General features: G+C 71.0%; 21 protein-coding genes and 1 pseudogene. 7 read left to right on the top strand and 15 right to left on the bottom strand.

Translation table 11 applies throughout. The annotated features are described in order from the left end of the window. Positions 1-30: 30 nt before the first annotated feature. The gene (locus ACZK39_RS14315; RefSeq protein WP_459056099.1) at positions 31-1,395 is read left to right on the top strand and encodes an MFS transporter; all 1,365 of its coding nucleotides are present in this window, start codon (positions 31-33) and stop codon (positions 1,393-1,395) included. 45 nt (positions 1,396-1,440) lie between these two features. On the opposite strand, the pseudogene ACZK39_RS14310 reads toward ACZK39_RS14315, so the two are convergent. Beyond that, a pseudogene (locus tag ACZK39_RS14310) lies at positions 1,441-1,668 on the bottom strand (VanZ family protein); the annotation flags it as partial. Between the two features lie 131 nt (positions 1,669-1,799). Continuing rightward, on the bottom strand, positions 1,800-2,888 hold the full coding sequence (locus ACZK39_RS14305) for an LCP family protein (protein WP_182783349.1): 1,089 nt from the start codon (positions 2,886-2,888) through the stop codon (positions 1,800-1,802). A gap of 109 nt (positions 2,889-2,997) precedes the next feature. Here ACZK39_RS14305 and ACZK39_RS14300 point away from each other — a divergent pair, with 109 nt between their 5' ends. Beyond that, a complete protein-coding gene (locus ACZK39_RS14300; protein WP_182783348.1) occupies positions 2,998-3,852 on the top strand; it encodes a cytochrome b5 domain-containing protein in 855 nt (284 codons plus the stop codon). A 7-nt stretch (positions 3,853-3,859) separates the two neighbouring features. On the opposite strand, the gene ACZK39_RS14295 is transcribed toward ACZK39_RS14300, so the two are convergent. From ACZK39_RS14295 to ACZK39_RS14280, 4 genes are all read right to left on the bottom strand, one after another. Continuing rightward, on the bottom strand, positions 3,860-4,252 hold the full coding sequence (locus ACZK39_RS14295; RefSeq protein ID WP_182783347.1) for a DUF302 domain-containing protein: 393 nt from the start codon (positions 4,250-4,252) through the stop codon (positions 3,860-3,862). A 73-nt stretch (positions 4,253-4,325) separates the two neighbouring features. Further along, complete coding sequence (gene trxA / locus ACZK39_RS14290; protein WP_182783346.1) at positions 4,326-4,721, bottom strand: thioredoxin; 396 nt, start codon at positions 4,719-4,721, stop codon at positions 4,326-4,328. A gap of 24 nt (positions 4,722-4,745) precedes the next feature. Further along, on the bottom strand, positions 4,746-5,201 hold the full coding sequence (locus ACZK39_RS14285; protein WP_463613685.1) for a hypothetical protein: 456 nt from the start codon (positions 5,199-5,201) through the stop codon (positions 4,746-4,748). Positions 5,202-5,399: 198 nt separating this feature from the next. Continuing rightward, positions 5,400-7,274 (bottom strand): ABC transporter ATP-binding protein, encoded by a 1,875-nt coding sequence (locus tag ACZK39_RS14280; protein ID WP_463613684.1) that lies wholly within the window; start codon positions 7,272-7,274, stop codon positions 5,400-5,402. Between the two features lie 102 nt (positions 7,275-7,376). Between ACZK39_RS14280 and ACZK39_RS14275 the strand changes: the two genes are divergently transcribed. Next, a complete protein-coding gene (locus ACZK39_RS14275; protein ID WP_463613683.1) occupies positions 7,377-7,832 on the top strand; it encodes a MarR family winged helix-turn-helix transcriptional regulator in 456 nt (151 codons plus the stop codon). Next, the gene (locus tag ACZK39_RS14270; RefSeq protein WP_463613682.1) at positions 7,810-8,907 is read left to right on the top strand and encodes an alpha/beta hydrolase; all 1,098 of its coding nucleotides are present in this window, start codon (positions 7,810-7,812) and stop codon (positions 8,905-8,907) included. Before ACZK39_RS14275 ends, ACZK39_RS14270 begins: the two co-directional genes overlap by 23 nt. A gap of 99 nt (positions 8,908-9,006) precedes the next feature. Here the strand turns inward: ACZK39_RS14270 and ACZK39_RS14265 are convergent, their stop codons facing one another. The 4 genes from ACZK39_RS14265 to ACZK39_RS14250 form a co-directional block, all read right to left on the bottom strand. Beyond that, positions 9,007-9,816, bottom strand: coding sequence for an isocitrate lyase/PEP mutase family protein (locus tag ACZK39_RS14265; protein ID WP_463613681.1), 810 nt, complete (start codon positions 9,814-9,816; stop codon positions 9,007-9,009). 31 nt (positions 9,817-9,847) lie between these two features. Further along, complete coding sequence (locus ACZK39_RS14260; RefSeq protein WP_463613680.1) at positions 9,848-10,552, bottom strand: hypothetical protein; 705 nt, start codon at positions 10,550-10,552, stop codon at positions 9,848-9,850. Positions 10,553-10,659: 107 nt separating this feature from the next. After that, positions 10,660-12,060: a glycosyl hydrolase gene (locus tag ACZK39_RS14255; protein WP_463613717.1), complete on the bottom strand. Its 1,401-nt coding sequence runs from the start codon at positions 12,058-12,060 to the stop codon at positions 10,660-10,662. A 99-nt stretch (positions 12,061-12,159) separates the two neighbouring features. Then, positions 12,160-13,248: a hypothetical protein gene (locus tag ACZK39_RS14250; RefSeq protein WP_463613679.1), complete on the bottom strand. Its 1,089-nt coding sequence runs from the start codon at positions 13,246-13,248 to the stop codon at positions 12,160-12,162. Positions 13,249-13,459: 211 nt separating this feature from the next. On the opposite strand from ACZK39_RS14250, the gene ACZK39_RS14245 reads away from it, so the two are divergent. Both ACZK39_RS14245 and ACZK39_RS14240 read left to right on the top strand, forming a co-directional pair. Continuing rightward, a complete protein-coding gene (locus ACZK39_RS14245; RefSeq protein WP_463613678.1) occupies positions 13,460-13,909 on the top strand; it encodes an HIT family protein in 450 nt (149 codons plus the stop codon). Between the two features lie 10 nt (positions 13,910-13,919). After that, positions 13,920-14,780, top strand: a complete 861-nt coding sequence (locus tag ACZK39_RS14240) for an exodeoxyribonuclease III (RefSeq protein ID WP_463613677.1) — start codon at positions 13,920-13,922, stop codon at positions 14,778-14,780. A gap of 25 nt (positions 14,781-14,805) precedes the next feature. Here ACZK39_RS14240 and ACZK39_RS14235 read toward each other — a convergent pair whose 3' ends face one another. From ACZK39_RS14235 to ACZK39_RS14215, 5 genes are all read right to left on the bottom strand, one after another. Then, positions 14,806-15,408 (bottom strand): TetR/AcrR family transcriptional regulator, encoded by a 603-nt coding sequence (locus ACZK39_RS14235; RefSeq protein WP_463613676.1) that lies wholly within the window; start codon positions 15,406-15,408, stop codon positions 14,806-14,808. Positions 15,409-15,412: 4 nt separating this feature from the next. Then, positions 15,413-18,091 carry an MMPL family transporter gene (locus ACZK39_RS14230; protein WP_463613675.1) on the bottom strand — a complete coding sequence of 893 codons (2,679 nt, stop codon included), beginning with the start codon at positions 18,089-18,091 and terminating at the stop codon, positions 15,413-15,415. Positions 18,092-18,209: 118 nt separating this feature from the next. After that, positions 18,210-18,605, bottom strand: coding sequence for a type II toxin-antitoxin system VapC family toxin (locus ACZK39_RS14225; RefSeq protein ID WP_345580393.1), 396 nt, complete (start codon positions 18,603-18,605; stop codon positions 18,210-18,212). After that, the gene (locus ACZK39_RS14220) at positions 18,602-18,862 is read right to left on the bottom strand and encodes a type II toxin-antitoxin system Phd/YefM family antitoxin (protein ID WP_459056080.1); all 261 of its coding nucleotides are present in this window, start codon (positions 18,860-18,862) and stop codon (positions 18,602-18,604) included. Before ACZK39_RS14220 ends, ACZK39_RS14225 begins: the two co-directional genes overlap by 4 nt. 111 nt (positions 18,863-18,973) lie before the next feature. Beyond that, complete coding sequence (locus ACZK39_RS14215) at positions 18,974-20,791, bottom strand: phosphoenolpyruvate carboxykinase (GTP) (protein WP_459056079.1); 1,818 nt, start codon at positions 20,789-20,791, stop codon at positions 18,974-18,976. Between the two features lie 132 nt (positions 20,792-20,923). Between ACZK39_RS14215 and ACZK39_RS14210 the strand changes: the two genes are divergently transcribed. Next, positions 20,924-22,354 carry a helix-turn-helix domain-containing protein gene (locus ACZK39_RS14210; RefSeq protein ID WP_463613674.1) on the top strand — a complete coding sequence of 477 codons (1,431 nt, stop codon included), beginning with the start codon at positions 20,924-20,926 and terminating at the stop codon, positions 22,352-22,354. Positions 22,355-22,376: the final 22 nt, after the last annotated feature.

Below are 22,376 nucleotides of genomic sequence, written 5' to 3'. Positions count from 1 at the left end.
CCAGGGTCCCGCGCTCCCTAGACTGCGGGCATGTCTGGTCTCCTCACCCGCACGCAACGCCTCGACGAGCTGCCCTACACCCGGAAGCACAACAAGCTCCTCTTCGGCTCCGGCGTCGGATGGGCGCTCGACGCGATGGACATCGGACTGATCTCCTTCATCATGGCCGCGCTGGCCCAGGAGTGGAGCCTCACCGGCGGGGAGTTGTCGCTGCTGGGATCGGTGGGGTTCGTCGGCATGGCGTTCGGCGCCTCGCTCGGGGGGCTGCTCGCGGACCGCATCGGCCGCAGGCAGGTCTTCGCCCTGACCCTGCTCGTCTACGGCGTGGCCACCGGGCTCTCCGCGCTTTCGGGCGGGCTGGCCGCGCTGATCATCTTCCGGTTCATCGTCGGCCTCGGCCTGGGCGCCGAGCTGCCGGTGGCCTCCACCCTGGTCAGCGAGTTCGCGCCCCGCAGGATCCGAGGGCGCGTGGTGGTGGCGCTGGAGTCGTTCTGGGCAGTCGGCTGGCTCGCTGCGGCCACCATCGGATTCTTCGTGGTGCCCAACGAGAACGGCTGGCGGTGGGCGTTGGCCTTCGGCGCCGTGCCGGCCGCCTACTCCCTGGTGATCCGCTACGGCCTGCCCGAGTCCGTGCGATTCCTGGAGGGCAAGGGCCGCCACGCCGAGGCCGAGGCCGTCGTCGCTGACTTCGAGCGCGAGGCGGGCGTCACCGTCCCGGAGGACGCGAAGGCCCCCGATGTCACGCTCCAGGCGGTCGCCGTCGACAAGAGCGAGCTGTGGGGTGAGCGGTTCAAGCGCCGCACCGTCGCGCTGTGGCTGACCTGGTTCGGCATCAACTTCGCCTACTACGGCGCGTTCATCTGGCTGCCCACGCTGCTCTACGACGGGGGCATGACGCTGGTGAAGTCGTTCGAGTTCACGCTGTACATGACGCTGGCCCAGCTGCCTGGCTATGCGGTCGCGGCGGTGCTGGTGGAGGTGTGGGGCCGCCGGCCCACGCTGGTGACGTTCCTCGGCGGCTCCGTGGTGGGCGCCCTCGCGTTCGGCATGGCCCCGCAGGTGGCCGAGTCCGTGGCTCCAGGCTCGGAGTCCGCGGCCTTCGCCATCACGCTGGCGGCCGGCTGCATCCTGTCGTTCTTCAACCTGGGTGCCTGGGGCGCCCTCTACGCCATCACCCCCGAGGTGTACCCGACCGCGATGCGCGCCTCCGGGGCCGGGGCCGCGACGGCCTTCGGCCGGATCGCGGCGATGCTGGCTCCGCTACTGGTCCCGTGGATCGTGGCCGGCTTCGGCCGCCCCGCGCTCTTCGCCCTCTTCGGCGTGATGTTCAGCATGGCGATGGTTGCCGCCTGGTTCCTTCCGGAGTACACCGACCGGGCGCTCGACGAGACCTGACCCATCCGCCGCGGCCCTGTTCACGGCGGCGCCGGCGAGGGCGCCCAAGGCAGCGCCGAGGGTGTTGAAGGCCAGGTCGTGGCCGCTTGCGTCGCGGTCGGTGAAGTACTGAACCGTCTCGATCGCCACCGAGGCCCCCGCCCCGAGCGCCACCCAGACCCACCACCGCACGCGCGGCAGCCAAAGCGAGGCGAAGAAGGCCGACGGGAGCAGCATCAGGGTGTTGAGGACGCCGTCGGTCTGCTCCGGTGTGAGGTCCGCGCCCAACGCCACGGCCCGGCTCCAGATGTCCACCACGAGCCTATTGATCGTCCAGCCGTCGGCCACGAACACCAGCCATCCGATGGGGACGGCGGGTGCGACGGCGAGCCCGAGGGCCCACCAGCGGCGGCGCGGCGGGCGGCTCACTCCTCTGGGTCGACCTCGGCCACCTCGCCCAACGACCCGTCGAGGTTCGCGGCGTGGTACTCGTCCATGGTGTCCTCGGCGAGGGCCCGCGACAGCTCGGCCAGGCCGTCGTCATCCACGACCACCACCGACTGGCTGCCCACCATGCCCGTGCCGGAAACAGGCGCCTGCAGCATGCCGATCGAACCCGTCCCGGTGAGCCGCATGGACAGCGCGAGATCGGTGACGAACTGGTTGGTCATGCCGTCATCGACGGTCATCGTGTCCGCCATCTGGCCCACCACGTTGGAGAAGGTGACGGGGTTGGCCAGCGTGGCAGGCGTCATGATCTCGCGGATGATGGCCTTGACGACGGTGCGCTGCCGGTAGGCGCGGTCCAGGTCGCCGTTGGGGAGCGGGTAGCGCTCGCGGACGTAGACCAGAGCGCGCTCGCCGTCGAGGTGGATCTCACCCTCCTCGAACCGGGTGCCGGGGTTCTGCTCGGTGGCCCACGGGTTGTAGACGTTGATGCCGCCGACGGAGTCGACGAGTTGGATGAAGCCCTCGAAGTCGATCAGGACCGTGTGATCCATCCGGACCCCGGTGAGTTGCTCCAGGGTGCGGACGGTCAGCTGGGGGCCGCCGAAGGAGTAGGCCCAGTTGATCTTGCCCTTGCCGTGTCCGGGGATGTCCACCCACATGTCGCGGGGGAAGGACACCAGGTAGACGGCCTGCCGGTCGCCGGTGACGTGGGCGATCATGAGGGAGTCGCTTCGGCCCTCCTCGATGTCGCCGCGTGAGTCACTGGCCATGAGGACGAAGTTGAGGGGGGCCTCGGTCTGGGCCTCGCCCGACGCGGCGGGCGCGGGGGTGGCCGCTTCCGGGCGTCCCTCGTAGTCCTGGGGCGTCAGCTGCTGGTCGCGGTCGATGGAGTCCAGGGCCGAGAGGCCCCGGACCGCGTAGTACCCGGCGACGCCCAGCGCGAGCACCAGCACCCCGATGCAGGCCATGAGAAGCGCGAACATGGGGCCGCGGCGGCGCTTGTGCCTGGGCGGGGTGCCGTCGTCCAAGACGTCGAGTCCCTGCTCGTCTGCTGCTCTCTTCATGGGGCCATTGTCCACTGTCGCGGAATGCGGACCAACACGGGCGGGTCCTCGGCCGGATCGCGGGCGGCGGGGTGTTCCTTCTCGACGTGGTCCCGACTACCCTGTCCGCATGCTGGATACCGTGCTGGGCCTGCCTCTCCATCCGCTGGTGGTGCACGCGGTGGTGGTACTCCTGCCGCTCGTCGCGCTGGGTGTGATCGCCCTGGCCGCGGTCCCGAGGTGGCGTCCACGGTTTGCACTGGTGCTGCTCGGCCTGCTGGCTGTGGGGTCGGCTTCGGCGGTGGTGGCGATGCTCGCCGGCAACGCGCTGGCCGAGCGCGTGGGCCTGCCTGCCACGCATCAGACCTGGGGCACGGCGCTGGCGTTCACCTCCGTGGCCTACCTCGTCCTCGCCGGGGGGTGGCTGTGGTGGGTCCACAGTGACGAGGAGGAGCCGACGGCGGCGCAGGGCGCACTGGGGTGGGTCGCGGCGGTGCTGTCGGTGGTGATCCTGGTGCTCACCGTGGGCGCCGGCCATTCGGGCGCGACGGCGGTGTGGGGCGGGGTCGTGGCGTCGCCGGCCGCGACTGTGTCGCCGAGCGCGTCAGCCTCTGTGCCCTCAGTGACGCCGTCAATATCCTCCGCGCCGGCGGTGACCAGCGCCTCCCCTGCGAGCACGCCAGCGCCGGAGCCCAGCTCAACGCCGTCGCGGATCGGCACGCCGCCGGCCACCAGCACGTTCGTGCCCGAGGAGGGCTACTCGATGGCGACGGTCGAGGCGAACAACACGGCGGAGTCGTGCTGGGTGGCGGTCAACGGGTTCGTCTACGACGTGACGGACTGGATCCCGCAGCACCCCGGTGGTCCGGAGCGGATCATCCCGCTCTGCGGAACCGACGCCACGACGGCCTTCGGGACCCAGCACGGCGACGCGGACCTGCCGAACCAGCGACTCAGTCAGTTTCTCCTCGGCCCCCTCGCCTGACGATGGGTCAGGACGCCGCGACCCGCTCCAACGCCGCCTTGAGGCCGGCCCGGACCTCGAGCGCCACGGCTTCCATCTCCGGGTTTCCGGTCAGGGTCACCATCGTCTCCGGGTCGATCGTCTCCACCACCGTGACGCCGGCGCTGTGCCGGACCACCACGTTGCAGGGCAACAGCAACCCGAGCGACGGCTCCACCTGAATGCCGCGGTAGGCGAAGCGCGGGTTGCAGGCGCCGAGGATCACCTGGTCCTCGATGTCGACGTCGATCTTGTTCTTCAGGGTCTTCTTCAGATCGATCTCGGTGAGGATCCCGAACCCGCTCTCGGCGAGCGACTCCTTGATCATGGCCACGGCCTCGTCGAACGGGCGCTCCAGGTCGATTCGCAGTGCATAGCTCATGGGGTGCACCTCCTGAGACAGATCATGCCCGCCCAGCCGCGAACGCGCGGCGGGCGGGCATGATTCGTGCGGGTCAGGCGCGCTGTGCCTCGTCGAGCTGGGCCTCGGCGGCCTGTGCCTCGTCGAGCTGGCGGCGGACGTCGTCCATGTCGAGCGCCTCGATGGCGTCGATGACCTCTTCGAGGGCCTTCGCCGGCAGGGCGCCGGACTGACGGAACACGAGGATCCCGTCACGGAAGGCCATCAGGGTGGGGATGGCGGAGATCTCCGCGGCGCCGGCGAGCGAGCGCTCGGCCTCGGTGTCCACCTTGCCGAAGCGGACATCGGGGTGGGCGTCGGCGGCCTTCTCGAAGACGGGGGCGAAGGCGCGGCAGGGCATGCACCAGTCGGCCCAGAAGTCGACGAAGGTGATCCCCTCGCTGGTCACGGTGGATTCGAAGTTCTCGGAGGTCAGTTCAAGAGTGGGCATGGGGGTTCCTTTCGAGGGGATTGATCAGCAGGATGCGTGGTCGGTGATGCGCTTGGCGGCGGCCATGCCGTAGCAGGCCAGGAGCACCACCATCGGGAACAGGGTGGCCGGGGCCTGAGCGAGCATGACCGGAGCCAGCAGGGTGGCCGCGGCCGGGATGATCCCGCATGAGCCGCCCGTGAGGTGCTCGCGTGCGGCAACCCCGACAGGCGGAATGTAGGTGGCCAGCGTGACAGCGCCGATCAGCGCGGCCAGCGACAGGCCGGTCAGGTCCAGTGCGCCGGGCAGGGCATCAACACCCAGCGCATTCTGACGGGCAGAGATCAAGGCCACGAACAGGGCCGTGGCCGAGGCGAGCGCCGCCACCGTGTGACGCCGCGACCAGGCCGCCCGCCAATAGGCCGGCCCGCTGGCCGCGACCGTCACGTCGCCCAGAACCTGGTGCGTCCGGGGCGCGATGTCGTGTCCTGAAGTACTCACACCACCAGTATGCCATACCCCAGGGGGTATCCAGATCGTCCATCCGAGGTCCGTGACCCACCCCGGGCTGGGACCCCCCTGCAGAGTGTGGGCCCAGGGACGGTCTACCCTCCCCGAAGCCCCACTCCAGGAGGGGTGCCCTGCGGGGATCCGACCCCAGGCTAGTCCGGCCGCCGAAACCTGGTGTTGGGGAGGGGCTCACGCCGCGTGGGCGAGCCCCCGGCCGGCCTCGTCCACGGTGACCTGCTGAGCCCGCTGCCGGGCGGCCAATCGTGCGAAGGCGCCGCCCGCGGCGAGCAGCGCCGCGTAGCTGCCACGCTCAGCGATCCGGCCGGCCTCGAGGACCACCACCTGCTCCGCGTGCTCGACGGTGGAGAGGCGGTGCGCGATCGTCAGGGTGGTGCGCCCCTCCGCCAGCCGGTCGAGCGCCAGCTGGACCTCCGCCTCGGTGGTGTTGTCCAGAGCACTGGTGGCCTCGTCGAGCACCAGTACCCTGGGGTTGCGCAGGATGGTGCGGGCGATGGCCAGCCGCTGCTGCTCGCCGCCGGAGAAGCGGTGGCCGCGCGCGCCCACCATGGTGTCCAAACCGTCGGGCAGGCCGGCGATGAGCGCCGAGATCCGCGCCGACTCCAACACCTCCCACAGGCGGTCCTCAGCGGCAGCCGGGTCAGCAAGGAGGAGGTTCTCCCGGACCGTGGCGTGCACGAGGTAGGTCTCCTGGCTGACCACGCCGACGATGCCCGCAAGGTCCTCGGGCGCGATGTCACGTACATCAACGCCATCGATGGTGATCCGGCCGACGGAGGGGTCGTGGAGGCGCGGGATGAGGGCGCCGAGCGTCGACTTCCCGGACCCGGTGGGCCCGACGACGGCGGTGGTGGTGCCGGCGGGGATGGCCAGGTCGATGCCTCGCAGCACGGGGGCACCGTCGCCGTAGGAGAAGGCGACGCCCTCGAAGCGCACCTCCCCGCGGACCGCCGAGGGGTCCAGGCGGACGGGGCGGGCAGGCGGCTGGACCTCGGGGACAAGGTCGAGGAATTCGAAGATCCGGCTGAACAAAGCGGTCGCGGTGACCCACTGGACCCCGACATTGAGCAGGCCCATCACGGGCCGGAACACGCTCGTCTGCAGCGCGGTGAACGCCACCAGCGTGCCGATGGTCATGCCGCCCGAGACCGCGGGGAAGCTGGCGGCGAGGTAGATGGCGGCCGGGATGGCCGCGAAGATGATGCCCATCGTCGCCATCCGCCACTGACCGGCGAGCTGCGAGCGCAACTCCAAGCCGACGAGGCGGTCAGAAGACTCGGTGAACAGCTCCCCGTTGCGGCCGGTGGTGCCGAGCGTCTTGGCCAGCCGGATCCCGGAGACGGACAGCCCCTCCTCCACCTGCGTGTGCAGGGTGGCGAGCTCGCGCTGGCGCTGGCTGGTGATGTCGCGGCGCAGCAGGGCGACGCGACGGCTGAGGAAGATGGCCGGCGGGAGAACCACCAGGGAGATCAGCGACAGCCGGGGCGAGAGCGCCACCATGGCGGCGGCGGTGGCGACGGCGGTGGTGAGGTTGGAGGCCACCGACGTGGCGGTGCTGGTCACCACGGACTGCATGCCGGAGATGTCGTGGGTGAGACGGGACTGGACGTCGCCGCCGCTGGTGCGGGTGAAGAAGCCCAGCGACTGACGCTGCAGGTGGGTGAACAGCGACGTGCGCAGGCTGTGCATCACCTGCTGGCCCATCCGGGTGGCGAGCCAGGTCTGGATCACGCCGATGCTGGCCGTGACGGCCGCCACCGCGACCATCGCGCCGGTGAGGAGGCCGAGCAGGCCGAGGTCCCGGTTGGGGAGGGCGTCGTCGATGACGCCTCGGACGAGGAACGGTTGCGCGAGGCCGACGATCGAGGACGCGCTGATCAGCAGCACGACGATGAGGATCGTGAGCTTGTGGGGGGCGAAGAGGGCGGCGACGCGCCGCAGATCGACGGGGTGCTGGGCGAGCTGGCGCTTGTCAGCGGGGTTGACCCGGGCCGGACCGCGCCCGCCTTCGGACCCGCCGCCGGGTGAAGTGTGGGGTGCTGCCATGAGGCATCGACCTCCTGCGAGAAAGGCGTGGAGTGGTTCGCACGCATTACTGAGGTTACCTCACTATGAGGCTGGAGGGCAACTCTGCAGTAGGCTGGCGAGATGGACACCTCGCACCCGGCTCACGAGCCGCAGGACCTGGGCTCGCTGTTTCACGCAGCCTTCCGCGGGCTGCGGAGCTCCTGGGCTGACCAGCTCTCGCCGTGGGAGATCACGCCGTTCCAGTGGCGCGCGCTGCACACACTGGCGCGTGCCGACGGCGGCCTGCGCCTCAAGGACCTGGCGGAGCGGCTGCGGATCGCGCCGCGCTCAGCCACCGAGGTGGTGGACCAGTTGGAGTCCGCGGGCCTCGTCGACCGCACTCCGGACCCGGGCGATCGCCGCGCGGTCATCGTCGCCCCCACCTCGCACGGCCTGGAGATCCACGACGCGGTGATGTCGCAGCGCAAGGAACGCTCCGAGGAGTACTTCGCGGTGCTGTCGCCGGCCGAGCAGGACCAGCTCGCCGCGCTCCTGACGCTGCTGGCTGGGCCTCATGGGGAGCATCTCCCGCGGTAAGTCGCCGCCAGTGGGCACCTCCCTGCCCACCCCACCATCGCTCCCTGAGGAATCCCGCATCGCGCAGCGATCGTGGGATGTCTCGAAGGGTCGGATCGCAGGCCGTGAGCAGGACTGGGGCCTGCTGCCCCGCGGCTGGACGCTTCACACCTGCGCCGAGGGTCGCGGCTACGGTTGCGCAATGGTGTGGACGCGAATCCTTCCGGGCGCGGCTCTGGTGGTGGCAGTGGTGGCCGGCGTGCTGAAGGCGGGCAGCGCCGTCGTGGCCGGGCATTGGGCCTACCTGCTGTGGCTGATCATCGCCGCGACACTGGGAGCCGGCCTGCTCTGGTGGGGCGCCAAGGGTTCGAGGCCGAAGCCAGGCGCCGCAAGGACGATCCGGCGCTGGGCCGCCGCCGCGCTGGGTGCCGGCTTCGCCGCCGCGACCTTCTGGCTGGCCCCGTATCCCGTCGACGTCGCGGACAAGGCGATCATCGAGGCCCCACCAGGAGTGGTGGTCACCTCGGACCTCACCTCGATCCGCCTCGACCCCTCTGAAGCGGATCCGCAGAGTGCCGGCGTCGCGTTCATCCCCGGCGCCCTGGTGGACCCCCGCGCCTACATCCCCCTCCTCACTCCCCTGGCGCAGGCGGGCCACCCCGTCTACATCGCCAAGCCGCCGCTCGGGATCGCTTTCCTCGCCACCGGTGTGGTCGCGCGCGCCGAGGCCGCGTTCCCGGACGTCACCGAGTGGATAGTGGCTGGTCACTCACTGGGCGGTGCCGTGGGATCACAGCAGGCCGTCGACGACGGCGCCGCGGGCCTGGTGCTGCTCGCGTCGTTCCCCATCGGTGACCTCTCCGGGTCGGACCTGTCCGTGCTGAGCGTGTCGGGGAGCAACGACGGCCTCGCCACTCCCGCCGACGTCGAGGCGAGCAGCGCGAACCTCCCCGCCGACACCGAGTTCGTCGTGATCGACGGCGGGGTCCACGCGTTCTTCGGCGACTACGGACCGCAGGGCGGCGACGGCACGCCGGAGACCACCCGCGAGGAGGCCCAGGCCGAGACGGTCGCGGCCATCCTGGCGTTCCTCTGAGCGCACGCCTGCGCAGCCCATGAGATGCCACCGTCGAGGTGCGCCCCTCGCGTCCGGCTCAGTGTCTCGAACCCTAGCCCAGCCGGGCCGGGAGGGCAGTCAGGCGCCGCCGAACAGGGCTTCGACGTTGGGCAGCTGGTCGAACCGGGTGAACGTCCCCTCGCCGGCGATTTCCGTCGCAGCCGCGAGGAAGCCTCCCCAGGCGGTGCGCGCGAGGGTGCCGCCCACGCTGATCCGCCGCACCCCAAGCCGGGCCGCCTCAGCCACGGTGGTGAACGGGGCGTTGATCAGGAGGTTGACCGGCCTGGGCGACACGGCCGAAACGATCGCCGACACATGCTCCAACGAGGTGATCCGCGGGGCGTAGAGGCAATCGGCGCCGGCCTCGGCGTAGGCGACCAGCCGGCGGATGGTCTCGTCGATGTCGGGGCGCCCGCACACGAATCCCTCGGAACGTCCGGTCAGCAGGACCCCGCTGCCGCTTTGGTCGATCGCGCTGCGAGCGGCCCGGATCCGGTCGACGGCCAGGTCGAACTCGAACAGCGGGTCCGCCGCATCGCCGGAGTCGTCCTCGATCGACAGCCCCGCGATCCCCGTCGCGGCCGCCAGCTCCACGTTCGCCGCGACACTCTCCGGATCGACGGCGTAGCCGCCCTGGAAGTCCGCGTTCACCGGCACGTCGACGGCGCCCGCGACGTCGCGGAGATGGGCGAGCGCCTGTTCGAGCCCGAGTTGGGCGTCGGAGCGGCCCACCGTCCAGGCGAAGCCGGCGCTCGTCGTCGCCAACGCCGGGAAGCCCAGCTGCTCCAGGGCGCGGGCGCTGCCGACGTCCCAGGGATTCGGCATCACGAAGCACCCCGAGGAGTGCAACCGGTGGAACTCAGCCACCCGGTCTGGCTTTCCGTTCATAGCGAACCTCTCTCCTTGTCAGGAGCCAGTGTCACCGCGTCACGAGCCCGCGCTCGGCGCGTTCCTTGATCCCCAGCAGCATCCGGCGTTCCATGACGAAGCCGATGGGTTCGACCACCCTCCACAGCAGGCGTTGCACAGGGGGATGGGCGTTGAGCTGGCGGGCCACGAGCCGGGTGGCGCGTCCCTCGCGGACCGGGTTGAGCACCCACTGCCAGGTGGCGCCGGTGCCGTCCACGACGGGCGTGGGGACGGCGATCTCGGTCACGTTGTCCGCGCTGATCAGGACCAGCGACCGCCCGCGGTCCACCGACGCCACGCGGAAGCACGGCGACCCGGGCTTCCCCAGCCGGATGAGGTCGCCGGGGCCCGGTTGCTGGTGGAGGGGCAGGATCTCGTCGGCGCTGTTGATGTCGAGGCCGAGCAGGTTCTCCAGGTCGTCGTAGCTGTACAGCCCGCCGCGACCCTGCCCGATCTGCGCCAGCCAGGGCCAGACGGCGCCCGGGGGCGCGGCGACGGTGACAGCCCGAGTCGAGGTCAGCACCGGAGCGGGCACCAGCTCGTCGCCCGGCATTGCGGTGGAGCACTCCTCGTCGGTGGCGCCCCAGCGGTTGTACCGGCCCCTCAGAAGCGGCGACCCGACGAGCATCGCCGCGATCGCCGCGGCGCCACCCGCAGCGTCAAGAATCCTCCGGCCGCGCGAACGCACAACGCGACCCGTCGTGGTGGTGCCCATGATTCGACCTCCACCTGGATGGTAGGCCGATTCATGGGCTCCGCGCGGGTCGCGCCTCAATCGGTGGCCGTCGGCCCGCCGGGTTCTGGCCGGCGGGCCGACGGTGCTCAGCCCTCCAGCGACATCAGCCACGCCAGCAGGTAGGTGCGCGTGTTCCCGTCGTCGACGGCGTCGAGAGTCCGAGCCTCCTCCAGCGCCGCGACCCTCGCCTCCTCCCCCGCCAAGGCGGAGTACATGAGGAGGTAGTCGCCGTAGGTCTGGTTGAACCCCGCGGTCGATGTCGCCTCGGCGACGTTGCGCTCGATCCGCTCGGGGTCGCCGGCCAGGTGGTCCGACGACGGGCTGACCGGGATCAGGAGGATGGCCAGCATGGCGGCCGGCTCGGGCGAGAACCAGGTGGCGTAGTCGCGCTTGCCGCCGAAGTTGAGCGGCAGGACCGTGTGACCGAACCCGTCGTAGACCGGGTCCGACTCGTCGAAGTCCGTCCAGTACGCCCGCGCGGACTGCGCCTCGAGCGCGTGCATCCACGTGGCCTCCCGCTCGAGATCGTCCTGCCCGGAGGCCTTCGCCCACAGCGACAGCCCCGCCCAGGCGAGCACCGCCTCCGACGACGACTCCTGGTTGTTCCCGTCCGCGAACGGCGAGGTCCCCGAGGCCCACGAGTGCGACGCGTAGACGTCGAACGTGCGCCGGCCGGGGAAGTACTCGTTGGCCGGAGACGACGCGATGTCCGCGGCGAGCAGGTCCATCACCGGACGGATCTCCTCGACCAACTCGGGGTCGTCTGCGCCCAGCACGCCTGCGGCGTAGAGGAAGTAGCCGTAGTGGAAGTGGTGGTCGTTGAACTCGTCCGACCCGAACGACGGGGTGAGCCCGACGATCCCGCGGTTGACCTCGTCGTAGCCGAAGCAGAACGCGGCCTCCGTGGTGCAGCCCTCGAGGTTGGCCCAGCGCACCAGGGTCTCCCGGACCCGGTCGCGCACCGCCGTCGCCTCCTCCTCGGCACCCAACTGACGGGCGATCGAGTAAAGCTGCGCGTCGCGGTAGAGGGCCTTGCCGCCGAAGTAGGTGTCGGCCGGGTAGTCCTTCGCGGCCGCGATGTCGGCCGTCAGGGCCTCCCGCAGCTCGTCGGCGTCGCCGTCGGAGAGTCCGGACAGGTCCAGCTCACCCCGGGCCTCGTAGGCGTTGGTCTCCCACGAGATCTCGTTGCCCTCGCACGCCTGCATGGTGCCGAAGCTGCTGGCATAGGTGCCGAGCTCGCAGGTGGCGGCGTCGTCGCTCTGGTGCGGCATCCGCGCCACGACGGTGGGCTGGTCCGCCTCGTAGGTCAGCGAGGTCCGCACCTCGGAGCCCACCTCGTAGGAGGTGCCCGTTGCAGTCACCGGGCCCGCAAGCTCGGCGATCCTCGCGGCGTCGCCGCCCTCGGGCACGGCTCCCCAGGTGACGGAGGCGCCCTCGGGGAGGGTGACGTTGGTCGCGTCGATGGACCCGCCGTCGGTCACCGCCACGTACAAGCGCGGAATTGTGCCTACAGTGAGGGTGCCCCGGCTCAGCCCTGAGCGGGGAGGGTGGCACTGGGGGCACGATTCCGCGCTTGGGGCCGGCCACTAGCGAGACCCCCGAGGCCTCCAGCTCTCAAGTGACGGATTCCAGGCCCACTCCACCGCGACACCGGTCTCCCGCGGCCGCGACGTCAACCAGAACGCGGCGTCGGGGTCCCACCCGGCCAGCACCGAGGCCACGCCGTCGCTCACCTCCACCGCGACACCCGCAGTCCGCAGCCACCCCGCGACACTCACATGCACGACGTCGGCCTCCACCGCGACTCCGGCCCAGTCCGGCACCACCCACTCCACGTCGCCCCGGCCTGTGGTGCGGAACCAGTCGTGGCGCCGCGACGCCGTCACCGGGAATGGGTGCCGACGGCACAGCGCGGCCCAGTCCTCCGGGCCTCCGATCTCCAGCACCCGCAGGCCGGCCGGCGCCTCCACCGTCGAGGTCCGCACATCCAGCCCGGAGGCGTCCTCCACCAGCCACATGCCCACGGGCCCGCTCTCTGGGAGCGAGCGCGTGGTGCGCGGCAGCCCGTGCGGAGGGATGGACCACCACTCGCCCGAGTAGTTCGCCGTCGGGTCCGATGGCCGCTCACTGACCGCCCGCGACTCCTGCTCGGCGGCGGCCCTGCGCCACTGAAGCAGCACGTCCCGCGGCGCCGTGGCGACGGGCCGCGGGGAGCCGAGCGTTGTCGAGAGACTCTGATCAGCCGCGTCGAAGGGCGCGCTCCACCACGCGCTGTCTGCCGATTCGACGACGGCGCGGGCCAGCGGCTCCAGGCTCCGCCGGACTGCGGGTGTCGCGGCGAGGACGTCCTCGCCGTCGGGCTCCTGCCAGTAGCGGGCGCTGTCGACGGCGGCGCGGAGCGCCTCCCACAACTGTCCGCCCGCCAACTCCGGCAGGTCCGACCGCTCGATCGCCGACGCGACATCGTCCGCAGTCACCCTCGGGTGGACGAGTTCGCCGACGATCGCGAACATCACCCGGGAGGTGCCCGCACCCGGATCCAGGTCGTGGGCGGCATGGAGGATCGCTTCGGCCACCCCCAGCCCGAGGAGCCGGCTCGCCAACTCCAGGCACAGCCGCCTTCCCCGCGGCCCCGACAACAGGTCCGCCGCCGTCATCCCTGACGCCTTCGACATGCGACGAGGCTACCTCCGGCAGGAGTCTTCAGGCTGAGCCAGTTGTCGCCCCCGCCACCGTCGGGTCCTCTCCCCTGCAACTTGCTATCCAGAGCGCGGTTTGTGTGCATATACGCAGAAGCCGCGCTCTGGATAGCAGGATGCAGACCCTCCCTCTGCCCGAGGCGCCCACCCGGCGATCTCGCTCGCCTTGCCGCGGCAGAATGGCGCCATGGAGAAGCATCTCGACGCCGAGGACCTGGTGTGCGGGATTGTCGCGGGCGAGGTGGCCGCTGAGGTGGTCTACCGCGACCGTCACGTCATCGCGTTCCTCGACCACCGGCCGGTGTTCAAGGGCCACGTCCTCGTCTGCCCCGTCCAGCACGTCGACACCTTCACCAACCTCCCTGCCGAGCTCCTCGCGCCCCTGTTCGCCGTCGTCCAGCGGGCAGCTGCCGCCGTTACGGCCGCGTACGGCGCCCAGGGATCCTTCACCGCCATCAACACTGTGGTCAGCCAGTCCGTCCCCCACCTGCACGTGCACGTGGTGCCGCGGACGAAGGGCGACGGCCTCCGCGGGTTCTTCTGGCCCCGGACCCGGTACGCCGACGGCGAGCAGGCGGCCTACGCCGCCCGGCTGCGCGAGGCCCTCGCAGCTCCCCAGGACGCGTCGGACGGGTAACCTCGCGGGCGTGAGGATCGCCACCTGGAACGTCAACTCCGCCAAGCAACGGCTGCCCCGACTGCTGCCCTGGCTGGAGGAACGCAAGCCGGACGTCGTCTGCCTCCAGGAGACCAAACTCACCGACGCCACCTTCGGTGAGCTCTTGGCGGGCCCCCTCGCGGAGCTGGGCTACGAGGCCGCGCACCACGGGCACGGCGGGTTCAACGGCGTTGCGTTGCTGTCCCGCGTCGGGCTGTCCGCCGTCGAGCGGGACTTTCCCGGCCAGCCCCGGTACGGGGGCGTCACTGAGGCCCGGGCCATCAGCGCCACCTGCGGCGGCGTGCGCATCCACAGCCTGTACGTGCCCAACGGCCGCGAGGTGGGCTCGGACCACTACGCCTACAAACTCGACTGGTTCGACGCCCTGGCGGCCGCGGTTGCCGCGGGACCGCCGGACGTGGCGCTGTGCGGGGACATGAACGTCGCGCCCGCCGACGCCGACGTGTTCGATCCCGCCGCCTACCTCGGCCACACCCACGTGACCGGACCCGAGCGGCAGCGGCTGGAGGCCTTCGGGCTGGTCGACGTCGTGCGGGCCCGCTGGCCGGAGCGCGAACGCGTGTTCTCCTACTGGGACTACCGCGCCGGAATGTTCCACCAGGATCTGGGAATGCGGATCGACCTGGTGCTGGCGTCGCAGCCGGTGGCGGACCGGGTCACGGCCGCCTGGGTGGACCGGGCTGCCCGGAAGGGCAAGCTGCCCAGCGACCACGCGCCGGTCATCGTCGACCTCGACGAGGCCCCCGACGGCGACATCGGCCCCGTCGTGCCCCCGCCGTCGAACCCGAAACGGGGTGGCCGGACGAGGCTGCCCCAATCGAAAGACTGACGCGACGACGGCGCCGGTTCGGGGCTCATCCCTCCGAGGCTGCGGGCCGGCCGAGGCCGGTCCCGAGCCGCGCGATCCCCCGGTGCACCGCTCCCCGGAGGTTGCCGGCCCCCGACCGGTCGCCCGAGCCGATCAGGCTGGCGCTGACAATCCCGAACAGGGCGCCGACGGCCAACCGGACCGTCTCCACGTCGTCGTCGCCCGCCCCGGGCAGCACGTCGAGGACCCTGTCCCCCACCGCCACCCAGAGCTGCCACTGAGCCTCCCGGACGAAGGGCACCAGCTGGGGATGCCCGACAGCGAGCGCCGCGACCTCGGTCAGCGACCCGAAGGCACCCACCCGGATCTGGTGGTCAACCAGGTCGCTGACCAACGTGAGGGGATCGGCCGCGGTGGGCGGCTGCCACTCGCGCAGCGCCGCCTCCACCCGGTGCACGACCACCGCCGCGACCGCCGCCTCCTTGCACGAGTAGTAGTTGGAGAACGTCCGCCGCGACACCTCCGCCTCGGCCACCACGTCGTCCACCGTCACCTCGCCGAACCCGCGCTCGCGCACCTGGTCGAAGGCGGTGGCGGCGAGCCGCTGCGCCACGGCGGTGCGCTTCGCGTCGCGTAGTCCGGGTGCCATGGGTTCAGTGTCCCACCCCGGCCCCGACGGGCGCCTCCTCGCGTGGGGCGTCCTCTACCACCGCGTCGGCCACCTCGAGACGCGTGCCCTCGACGTCGACCTCGGGAAGGATCCGGTCCAGCCACCCCGGCAGCCACCAGGCGTGGTCCCCGGCCAGGTGTAGCACCGCCGGGATGAGCGCCATGCGGATGACGAAGGCGTCGATGAGGATGCCGACGGCGAGCGCGAAGCCGAACTGCCGGATCATGGAATCGTCGCTGAGGACGAAGCCACCGAAGACGGAGACCATGATGATGGCCGCCGCGACGACGACCCGGCTCGCGTGATGGAAGCCGTCCACCACGGCCAGCCGCGCGGTCTCGCCGTGCACGTAGGCCTCGCGGATCGACGTGCCGAGGAACACCTGGTAGTCCATCGCCAGGCCGTAGAGGATGCCGGTGGCCATGATCGGCAGGAAGCTCAGTACCGGACCGGCCCGATCCACCCCCACGAGCCAGGTGAAGCTGGGATTGCCGAAGGCCGTCACGACGAGCCCCATGGTGGCGCCGATGGACAGGAGGAAGCCGGCGGTGGCGGCCAGCGGCACCACCACGGACCGGAACACCACGAGCAGCACGATCAGCGACAAAGCGGCCACCAGGGAGAGGTAGACGGGAATGGCCTCTGCCAGCGACTCGGACAGGTCGATGTTGATGGCGGTGAGACCCGTGACGCCGACCCGCTCAACCCCGTCGAGTTCGGCGGCACGCACCGCCGTGACCAGGGTGGCCGTGCTTTCATCGGTGGGTCCGGCGTCCGGGACGACCGTGTAGAGCACGAGCGAGCGGTCCTCGGAGGTCCCCATCAGCTGGACGTTGGCCGCCGTCTCGTGCGTGGCAAGTTCGGACTGCCAGGCCTCCAGGCGGTCCTGATCCACAGCGGCCGCATCCGAGGGCGTCAGCGCGACGATGAGCGGCGCGTTCGCCCCCTCCCCGAGGGCGTGGGTCACGGAGTCGTAGGCGACCCGCTGATCCGAGCCGGGCGCGGCCACCGCCCCCGACGGCATGCCGAGCTGCATCTGCGCGGCCGGCAGCGACAGGGCGCCCAGGCCCAGGACGATGAGCACGATCGTGAGGATCGGGCGCGCGGTGACGGCCTCGACCCAGCGCTTGGCCATCCGGCCGAACCGGGAGTGCTCGTGGCCGCGGTGGGCGCGCACCGGCTGGGTGCGTGCCCGACGCCCGCGACCGAGCAGCCCCAGCAGGGCCGGGAGCGCGGTGAGCGACAGGGCGATGGCCAGGATGACGGTGACGGCTGCCGTGACCGCCATCGTGGAGACGAACCCCATGCCGAGCGTCAGCAGCCCGAGGAGCGCGATGACGACAGTGAGCCCGGCGAACAGGACGGCGCCGCCGGCGGTGGCGACAGCGCGGGCGGTGGCCTCGACCGCGTCGAGCCCGAGCCTGGCCCGCAGGGAGCTGTGCTTGTGGATGATGAAGAGGGCGTAGTCGATCCCCACGGCCAGGCCCAGCATCAGCCCGAGCGCCGGCGTGGAGGTGGTCATCTCGAAGTTCGCGGACAGCGCGTAGGCGCCGCCCACCCCGATGAACACGCCGACGAGGGCGAGCAGGATGGGCAGGCCGGCCAGCGTGAGCGAGCCGAGGGTCAGCAGCAGCACGACGGCGGCGATGGCGAGGCCGATGGCCTCACTCCCGCCGATGGGTGGCTCCATCGGCTGAAGGGCGCTGCTCGCGGCCACCGCGAGGCCCTCCCCTGCGACCTCTCCGTCGACGGCGGAGAGCAGGTCGTCGAGGCTGCCGTCGGGGAGATCGGAGATCTGCTCGGTGAGCTGGATGGAGGCGATGGCGACGGTGCCGTCGTCCGAGACGACGACCGTCCGACGCTCCCCGTCGGAGGCCACCAGTGAGGTTCCGCTCGGCGACGTGCCGTCCAGGAGTCCGTCCAGGCGGCCAAGGGCCTCGTCAGTGGCGGCCATGGCCGCGTCATCGACGGCCGCGGCAGGGTCGGTCATGCCCGGCTCGGGAGCCGGGAACCCGTCGACGGGGACGCCCATGGCCTGCAGCTCGGCCCGCAGCTGCCCGACCTCGGCGAAGAACGCGCCGGACTCGGCGATGAGCTGCTGGTCAGGGGCGGCGACGAGGGCGCGGGCGGTCGTCATGACCTCGTTCAGCCGCGCGCCGAGCGCCGCCATTGATTCCTGTTGCGCCGGCGACGCGGCGGGTGCCCCGCTGGGGACTGCCCCTTCGAGGGCGGTGATCAACGACTCGAGCTGGGCACGGACCTCGTCGGCCACCTTGCCCTCGACGGTCGCGCGGACGGTGGTCTCCACCTCGGCGCGCTGCTCCTCCAGCCGGGCATCCCGGTCAAGGACGATGCCGGTGCCGACGGCCGCGTCGAGCGATCGGGAGATCGCGTCGGCGCGGTCAGGGCTGTCCACGCGCCCGCCGTCGTCGGCGGAGAAGACGAGGGTTCCCTGCGTGCCACCCGCCTCGGGGAGCGCTGCGGTGACCTCGTCCAGCACCAGCTGCGCGGGGGCGTCGTCGAGGGTGAGGCGCGAGGAGATGGACGGGGTCTGCGTGAGGAGCAGGCCGACCACGGCAGCGATGACGAGCAGCCAGGCCGCGAGGAAAGCCAACGGCCGGGTGGCCGCCGTCCTGCCGAGGCGGTAGAGGAAGGCGGACATGCGGGGCCCTTCGGTCGATGACGGAGACGTCCCCAGAGTAGGTGCTTTATTGCCCATTAGGCAAATTTGCCCATTGAGCATTCGGGTGCCGTTCTGCGTGCCCTGAGCCCGCTGACAGCTACACGCGGATCACCTCGAGAGCGCCCAGCTCAGCGAGCACGTCGAACCCCGAGTCCTGAGTGACCACCGGCAGTCCGTTGGCCAGCGCCACGGCCGCGATCCACAGATCATTGATCCCCATTGATCGACCGGCCTCGTGCAGCTGCACCCGCAGCGACGCCCACTGCCTGGCCACCGCCCCGTCCACCGCCAGCGGCTCCAGGCCGGCGAGTCTCTCGACGGTGGCCAGCCTGGCCACGCGCGTCCGCGTGTCGGGCGCCGCCAACACGCCCGCCTGAAGCTCGGCGAGCGTCACGACGCAGACGTACGCCTCATCGGGAAGCGCGGCGGTGTCGAGTAGCCGACCCACTTCCCCAGCGATCCACACGCTGGTGTCCAGCAGACCGGCGCTCACCTGATGGGCCCGAGGTCTTCCGTGGAACCCGCGGAGATCCACCCGAGGTCCGACTCAAGGGTGACATCTACCCGCTGGGCGTGCACCAGGTCGATCAGGTCGGAGCGCTTCATTGCGACCGGCCTGCGCCTCGCGGGGCTCCGGATCTCGGCAACCGGCTCCCCGTTCACCGTCACGGTGACGACGTCCCCAGCAGCGACGCGGTCCAGCACCGAGCGGGTGTGGTTGCGGAGGTCCCGGGAGGCGACGGTCGACATGTGCGCAACTGTAGCACTATCGCCACAGTCGCCCGGTTCAGCGCAGCGGGCGCCCCTCCACGGAGGGACGCCCGTGCGTTCCGATGACCTGACCACGCGCCGGTCGCGGGGTCAGAGCCGGGAGCGGAACTCCTCGTGCTGCCGCATCACGGCCGATGGCACCTTGGTGCCCATGCGGGCGAGGAAGACGTCGGTGTCGTCGGCCTCGGCGCTCAAGGCGGCGGCGTCGATCGCGAAGAGCGCGTCCCAGTCCTCGTCGCTCACGCCCGCAGCCTGGTAGTCGATCGCTCCATGGACAGGCACCAGACCGTACGGCGACTCCATCGCCGAGGTCTTCCCCTCGATGCGCTCGGTGATCCACGCGAGGGCGCGGGAGTTCTCGGAGAACCCGGGCCACAGGAAGCGGCCGTCCTCCCCCCGGCGGAACCAGTTGACCTGGAAGATCTGCGGCGCGTTGCCCGTCTCGCCGAGCCTCTCGCCGACGTTCAGCCAGTGCTGCCAGTGGTCCGCCATGTGGGTGCCGGAGAAGGGCAGCATCGCGAAAGGGTCGCGGCGCAGCTCGCCGAGGGTTCCCTCGGCGGCGGCGGTGCGCTCCGAGGCGAGCGTCGCACCCATGTAGACGCCGTGCTCCCAGTCCCTGGCCTGCGCCACGAGCGGGACGTTGGTGGCGCGTCGCCCGCCGAAGATGATGGCGTCGATCGGCACGCCCGCCGGGTCATCCCACGTGTCCGCGATCGACGGGCACAAGTGGGCGGCGACGGTGAAGCGCGAGTTGGGATGCGCCGCCGGGGTTTCGGAGTCGGGGGTCCAGTCGCGGCCCTGCCAGTCGGTCAGGTGCGACGGCGCCTCGTCCGTGAGGCCCTCCCACCAGACGTCGCCGTCGTCGGTGAGGGCGACGTTGGTGAAGACGGTGTCGCCCTCGATCGTCGCGATCGCGGTGGGGTTGGTGGAGTGGCCGGTTCCGGGGGCCACGCCGAAGAAGCCTGCCTCCGGGTTGATGGCGCGCAGCCGGCCGTCCGGGCCTTGCGCCATCCACGCGATGTCGTCGCCGATGGTCTCGACCGTCCAGCCGGGGATGGAGGGGCGGAGCATCGCGAAGTTGGTCTTGCCGCAGGCGCTGGGGAACCCGGCGGCCACGTGGAAGGTGCGACCCTCGGGGTTCGTCGCCTTCAGCAGGAGCATGTGGGCGGCCAACCACCCCTCCTCCTCGCCGATCTTCGAGGCGATACGCAGCGCGAACCCCTTCTTGGCGAGGATGGCGTTGCCCCCGTAGGCCGAGCCGAAGGACCAGATCTCGCGGCTCTCCGGGTAGTGAACGATGTACTTGGTCTCGTTGCACGGCCAGACCACGTCCTCCTCGCCGGGCAGCAGAGGCGCGCCGACGGAGTGCACCGCCGGGACCCACTCCGTGCGCGGGCCGATCTGCGCAAGCGCGGCGGCGCCCATCCGGGTCATGATGCCGGTGCTGATCACGACGTAGGGCGAGTCGGTGACCTGGACCCCGAGGCGGGCGAGAGGGCTCCCCACCGGCCCCATGGAGAACGGGACGACGTACATGGTGCGCCCACGCATCGCCCCCCGGAACAGGCCGCTCAAGGTCTCGCGCATCTCCGACGGCGGGGCCCAGTTGTTGGTGGGCCCGGCGTCATCCTCGCGCTCTGAGCAGATGAAGGTCCGGGACTCCACCCGGGCCACGTCGCTCGGGTTGGAGCGGGCCAGGTAGCTGTTGGGGCGCTTGGCGGGGTTGAGCTTGATGAGGGTGCCTGCCGCCACGGACTCGTCGAGCATCCGCTGGCGCTCCTCGGCGGAGCCGTCGCACCAGAGGATGCGCTCCGGCTGGGTCAGCTCGGCGATCGAATCCACCCACTCGACGATGCGGGAGTCGGCGTTATCGGGTGCGTGGCGGGTGAACGTGGCGGTGGCGGTCATGAGATTCTCCAACCTTGTGGGTGTCGCTTCGGTGCGGGATGAGCTTGTGGCTTCACCATACGGAAGGGGAACCGGGGTTCTACTGGTCAGATTGCTGTGAACTTCGGCAGTTCTTCGCGTATCGTGAACTGCATGGCAGATCTCTCCACGCTGGGGCGGCGCATTCGGCATTTCCGCACCAAGGCCGGCCTGACGCTGGAAGAACTGGGAGAGATCACGGGGACGGCTCCCAGCCAGCTGTCCATGGTGGAGAACGGCCACCGCGAACCCCGCCTGTCGCTGCTGGAGGCCATCGCAGCAGCCCTGAGCGTGACCGCCTCGGATCTGCTGGCCGCCGAGCCGCCGTCGCCGCGGGCCGCGCTGGAGATCGAGCTCGAGAGGGCCCAGGCCTCCCCTGCGTACCGGGAGCTCGGCCTGCCAGTGCTGCGCCCTTCGCGGGCGATGTCCGACGCGATGCTGCGGGCGATCGTCGGCCTGCACCGCGAACTCGACAGGCGCGCCCGGATGGCCATCTCAACGCCTGAGGAGGCGCGGCGAGCCAACACCCAGCACCGGACGATGATGCGGGAGCGGAACAACCACCTGCCTGAGATCGAGCTGATCGCGGAGCAGGCAACCAAGGCGGTGCGGCACACGTCTGGCGCCCTGACCCACCGCACGGTCGCGGAGATGGCCAAGCGGGTGGGGCTGACCATCGTGCACACCGACGACCTCCCCCACTCGGCGCGCGCCGTCGTGGACCTCGAGCACGGCCGCATCTACATCCCGCCGGCCTCCATCCCCGGCGGCCACGGGCTGCGATCGCTGGCGCTGCAGGCGATGGCCAACACCGTGCTCGAGCATGAGGCGCCGGCCGACTACGCCGACTTCCTCCGGCAGCGCCTCGAGGCCAGCTACTTCGCGGCGGCGTGCCTGATGCCCCGCGCCGCCTCCGTCGACTTCCTGGAGCGCGCGAAGCGGGAGCGCAACATCGCGATCGAGGACTTCCGCGACACCTTCGGGGTCACCCACGAGGGCGCGGCGCTGCGGTTCACCAACCTGGCCACCCACTACCTGGGGATCACGCTTCACTACCTGCGGGTCAACGGCGACGGCACCGTCGTGGGTGCCTATGAGAACGACGGTCTTCCGCTGCCCCAGGACGCGACCGGTTCGACGGAGGGCGAGGTGGTCTGCCGCCACTGGAGCGCGCGAAAGGCGTTCGCGCGTGCCACCCGCACCAGCGAGCACTACCAGTACACGGACACGCCTGCCGGCACCTTCTTCGAGTCGACGCAGACCGGGACCGGCGCAACGACGGAGTTCTCCATCACCCTGGGCGTGCCCTATGCCGAGTCGAAGTGGTTCCGGGGGCGCGAATCACAGCAGCGCGAGGTATCGACGTGCCCAGACGCGCGGTGCTGCCGCAGGCCGGAGGATGGGCTCTCGGAGCGCTGGAGGGGGCAGGGGTGGGCGTCGCCCAGGGTGCGGACCCACCTGTTCGCTCCCCTGCCGCAGGGGACCTATCCGGGTGTGGACGATCGCGAACTCTACGAGTTCCTGGAGGCGCACGCGCACGACTGAGCCGTCGGCGTGGCCCACCGAC

The organism is Tessaracoccus luoxuelianae (assembly GCF_055326245.1).
This window is presented reverse-complemented; position numbering and strand designations above follow the sequence as displayed.

Coding starts and splice junctions, on each gene's coding strand:
- ACZK39_RS14315 (WP_459056099.1), top strand. CDS start 31: ATGTCTGGTCTCCTCACCCGCACGCAACGCCTCGACGAGCTGCCCTAC.
- ACZK39_RS14305 (WP_182783349.1), bottom strand. CDS start 2,888: ATGAAGAGAGCAGCAGACGAGCAGGGACTCGACGTCTTGGACGACGGC.
- ACZK39_RS14300 (WP_182783348.1), top strand. CDS start 2,998: ATGCTGGATACCGTGCTGGGCCTGCCTCTCCATCCGCTGGTGGTGCAC.
- ACZK39_RS14295 (WP_182783347.1), bottom strand. CDS start 4,252: ATGAGCTATGCACTGCGAATCGACCTGGAGCGCCCGTTCGACGAGGCC.
- trxA (WP_182783346.1), bottom strand. CDS start 4,721: ATGCCCACTCTTGAACTGACCTCCGAGAACTTCGAATCCACCGTGACC.
- ACZK39_RS14280 (WP_463613684.1), bottom strand. CDS start 7,274: ATGGCAGCACCCCACACTTCACCCGGCGGCGGGTCCGAAGGCGGGCGC.
- ACZK39_RS14275 (WP_463613683.1), top strand. CDS start 7,377: ATGGACACCTCGCACCCGGCTCACGAGCCGCAGGACCTGGGCTCGCTG.
- ACZK39_RS14270 (WP_463613682.1), top strand. CDS start 7,810: ATGGGGAGCATCTCCCGCGGTAAGTCGCCGCCAGTGGGCACCTCCCTG.
- ACZK39_RS14265 (WP_463613681.1), bottom strand. CDS start 9,816: ATGAACGGAAAGCCAGACCGGGTGGCTGAGTTCCACCGGTTGCACTCC.
- ACZK39_RS14260 (WP_463613680.1), bottom strand. CDS start 10,552: ATGGGCACCACCACGACGGGTCGCGTTGTGCGTTCGCGCGGCCGGAGG.
- ACZK39_RS14250 (WP_463613679.1), bottom strand. CDS start 13,248: ATGTCGAAGGCGTCAGGGATGACGGCGGCGGACCTGTTGTCGGGGCCG.
- ACZK39_RS14245 (WP_463613678.1), top strand. CDS start 13,460: ATGGAGAAGCATCTCGACGCCGAGGACCTGGTGTGCGGGATTGTCGCG.
- ACZK39_RS14235 (WP_463613676.1), bottom strand. CDS start 15,408: ATGGCACCCGGACTACGCGACGCGAAGCGCACCGCCGTGGCGCAGCGG.
- ACZK39_RS14230 (WP_463613675.1), bottom strand. CDS start 18,091: ATGTCCGCCTTCCTCTACCGCCTCGGCAGGACGGCGGCCACCCGGCCG.
- ACZK39_RS14220 (WP_459056080.1), bottom strand. CDS start 18,862: ATGTCGACCGTCGCCTCCCGGGACCTCCGCAACCACACCCGCTCGGTG.
- ACZK39_RS14215 (WP_459056079.1), bottom strand. CDS start 20,791: ATGACCGCCACCGCCACGTTCACCCGCCACGCACCCGATAACGCCGAC.
- ACZK39_RS14210 (WP_463613674.1), top strand. CDS start 20,924: ATGGCAGATCTCTCCACGCTGGGGCGGCGCATTCGGCATTTCCGCACC.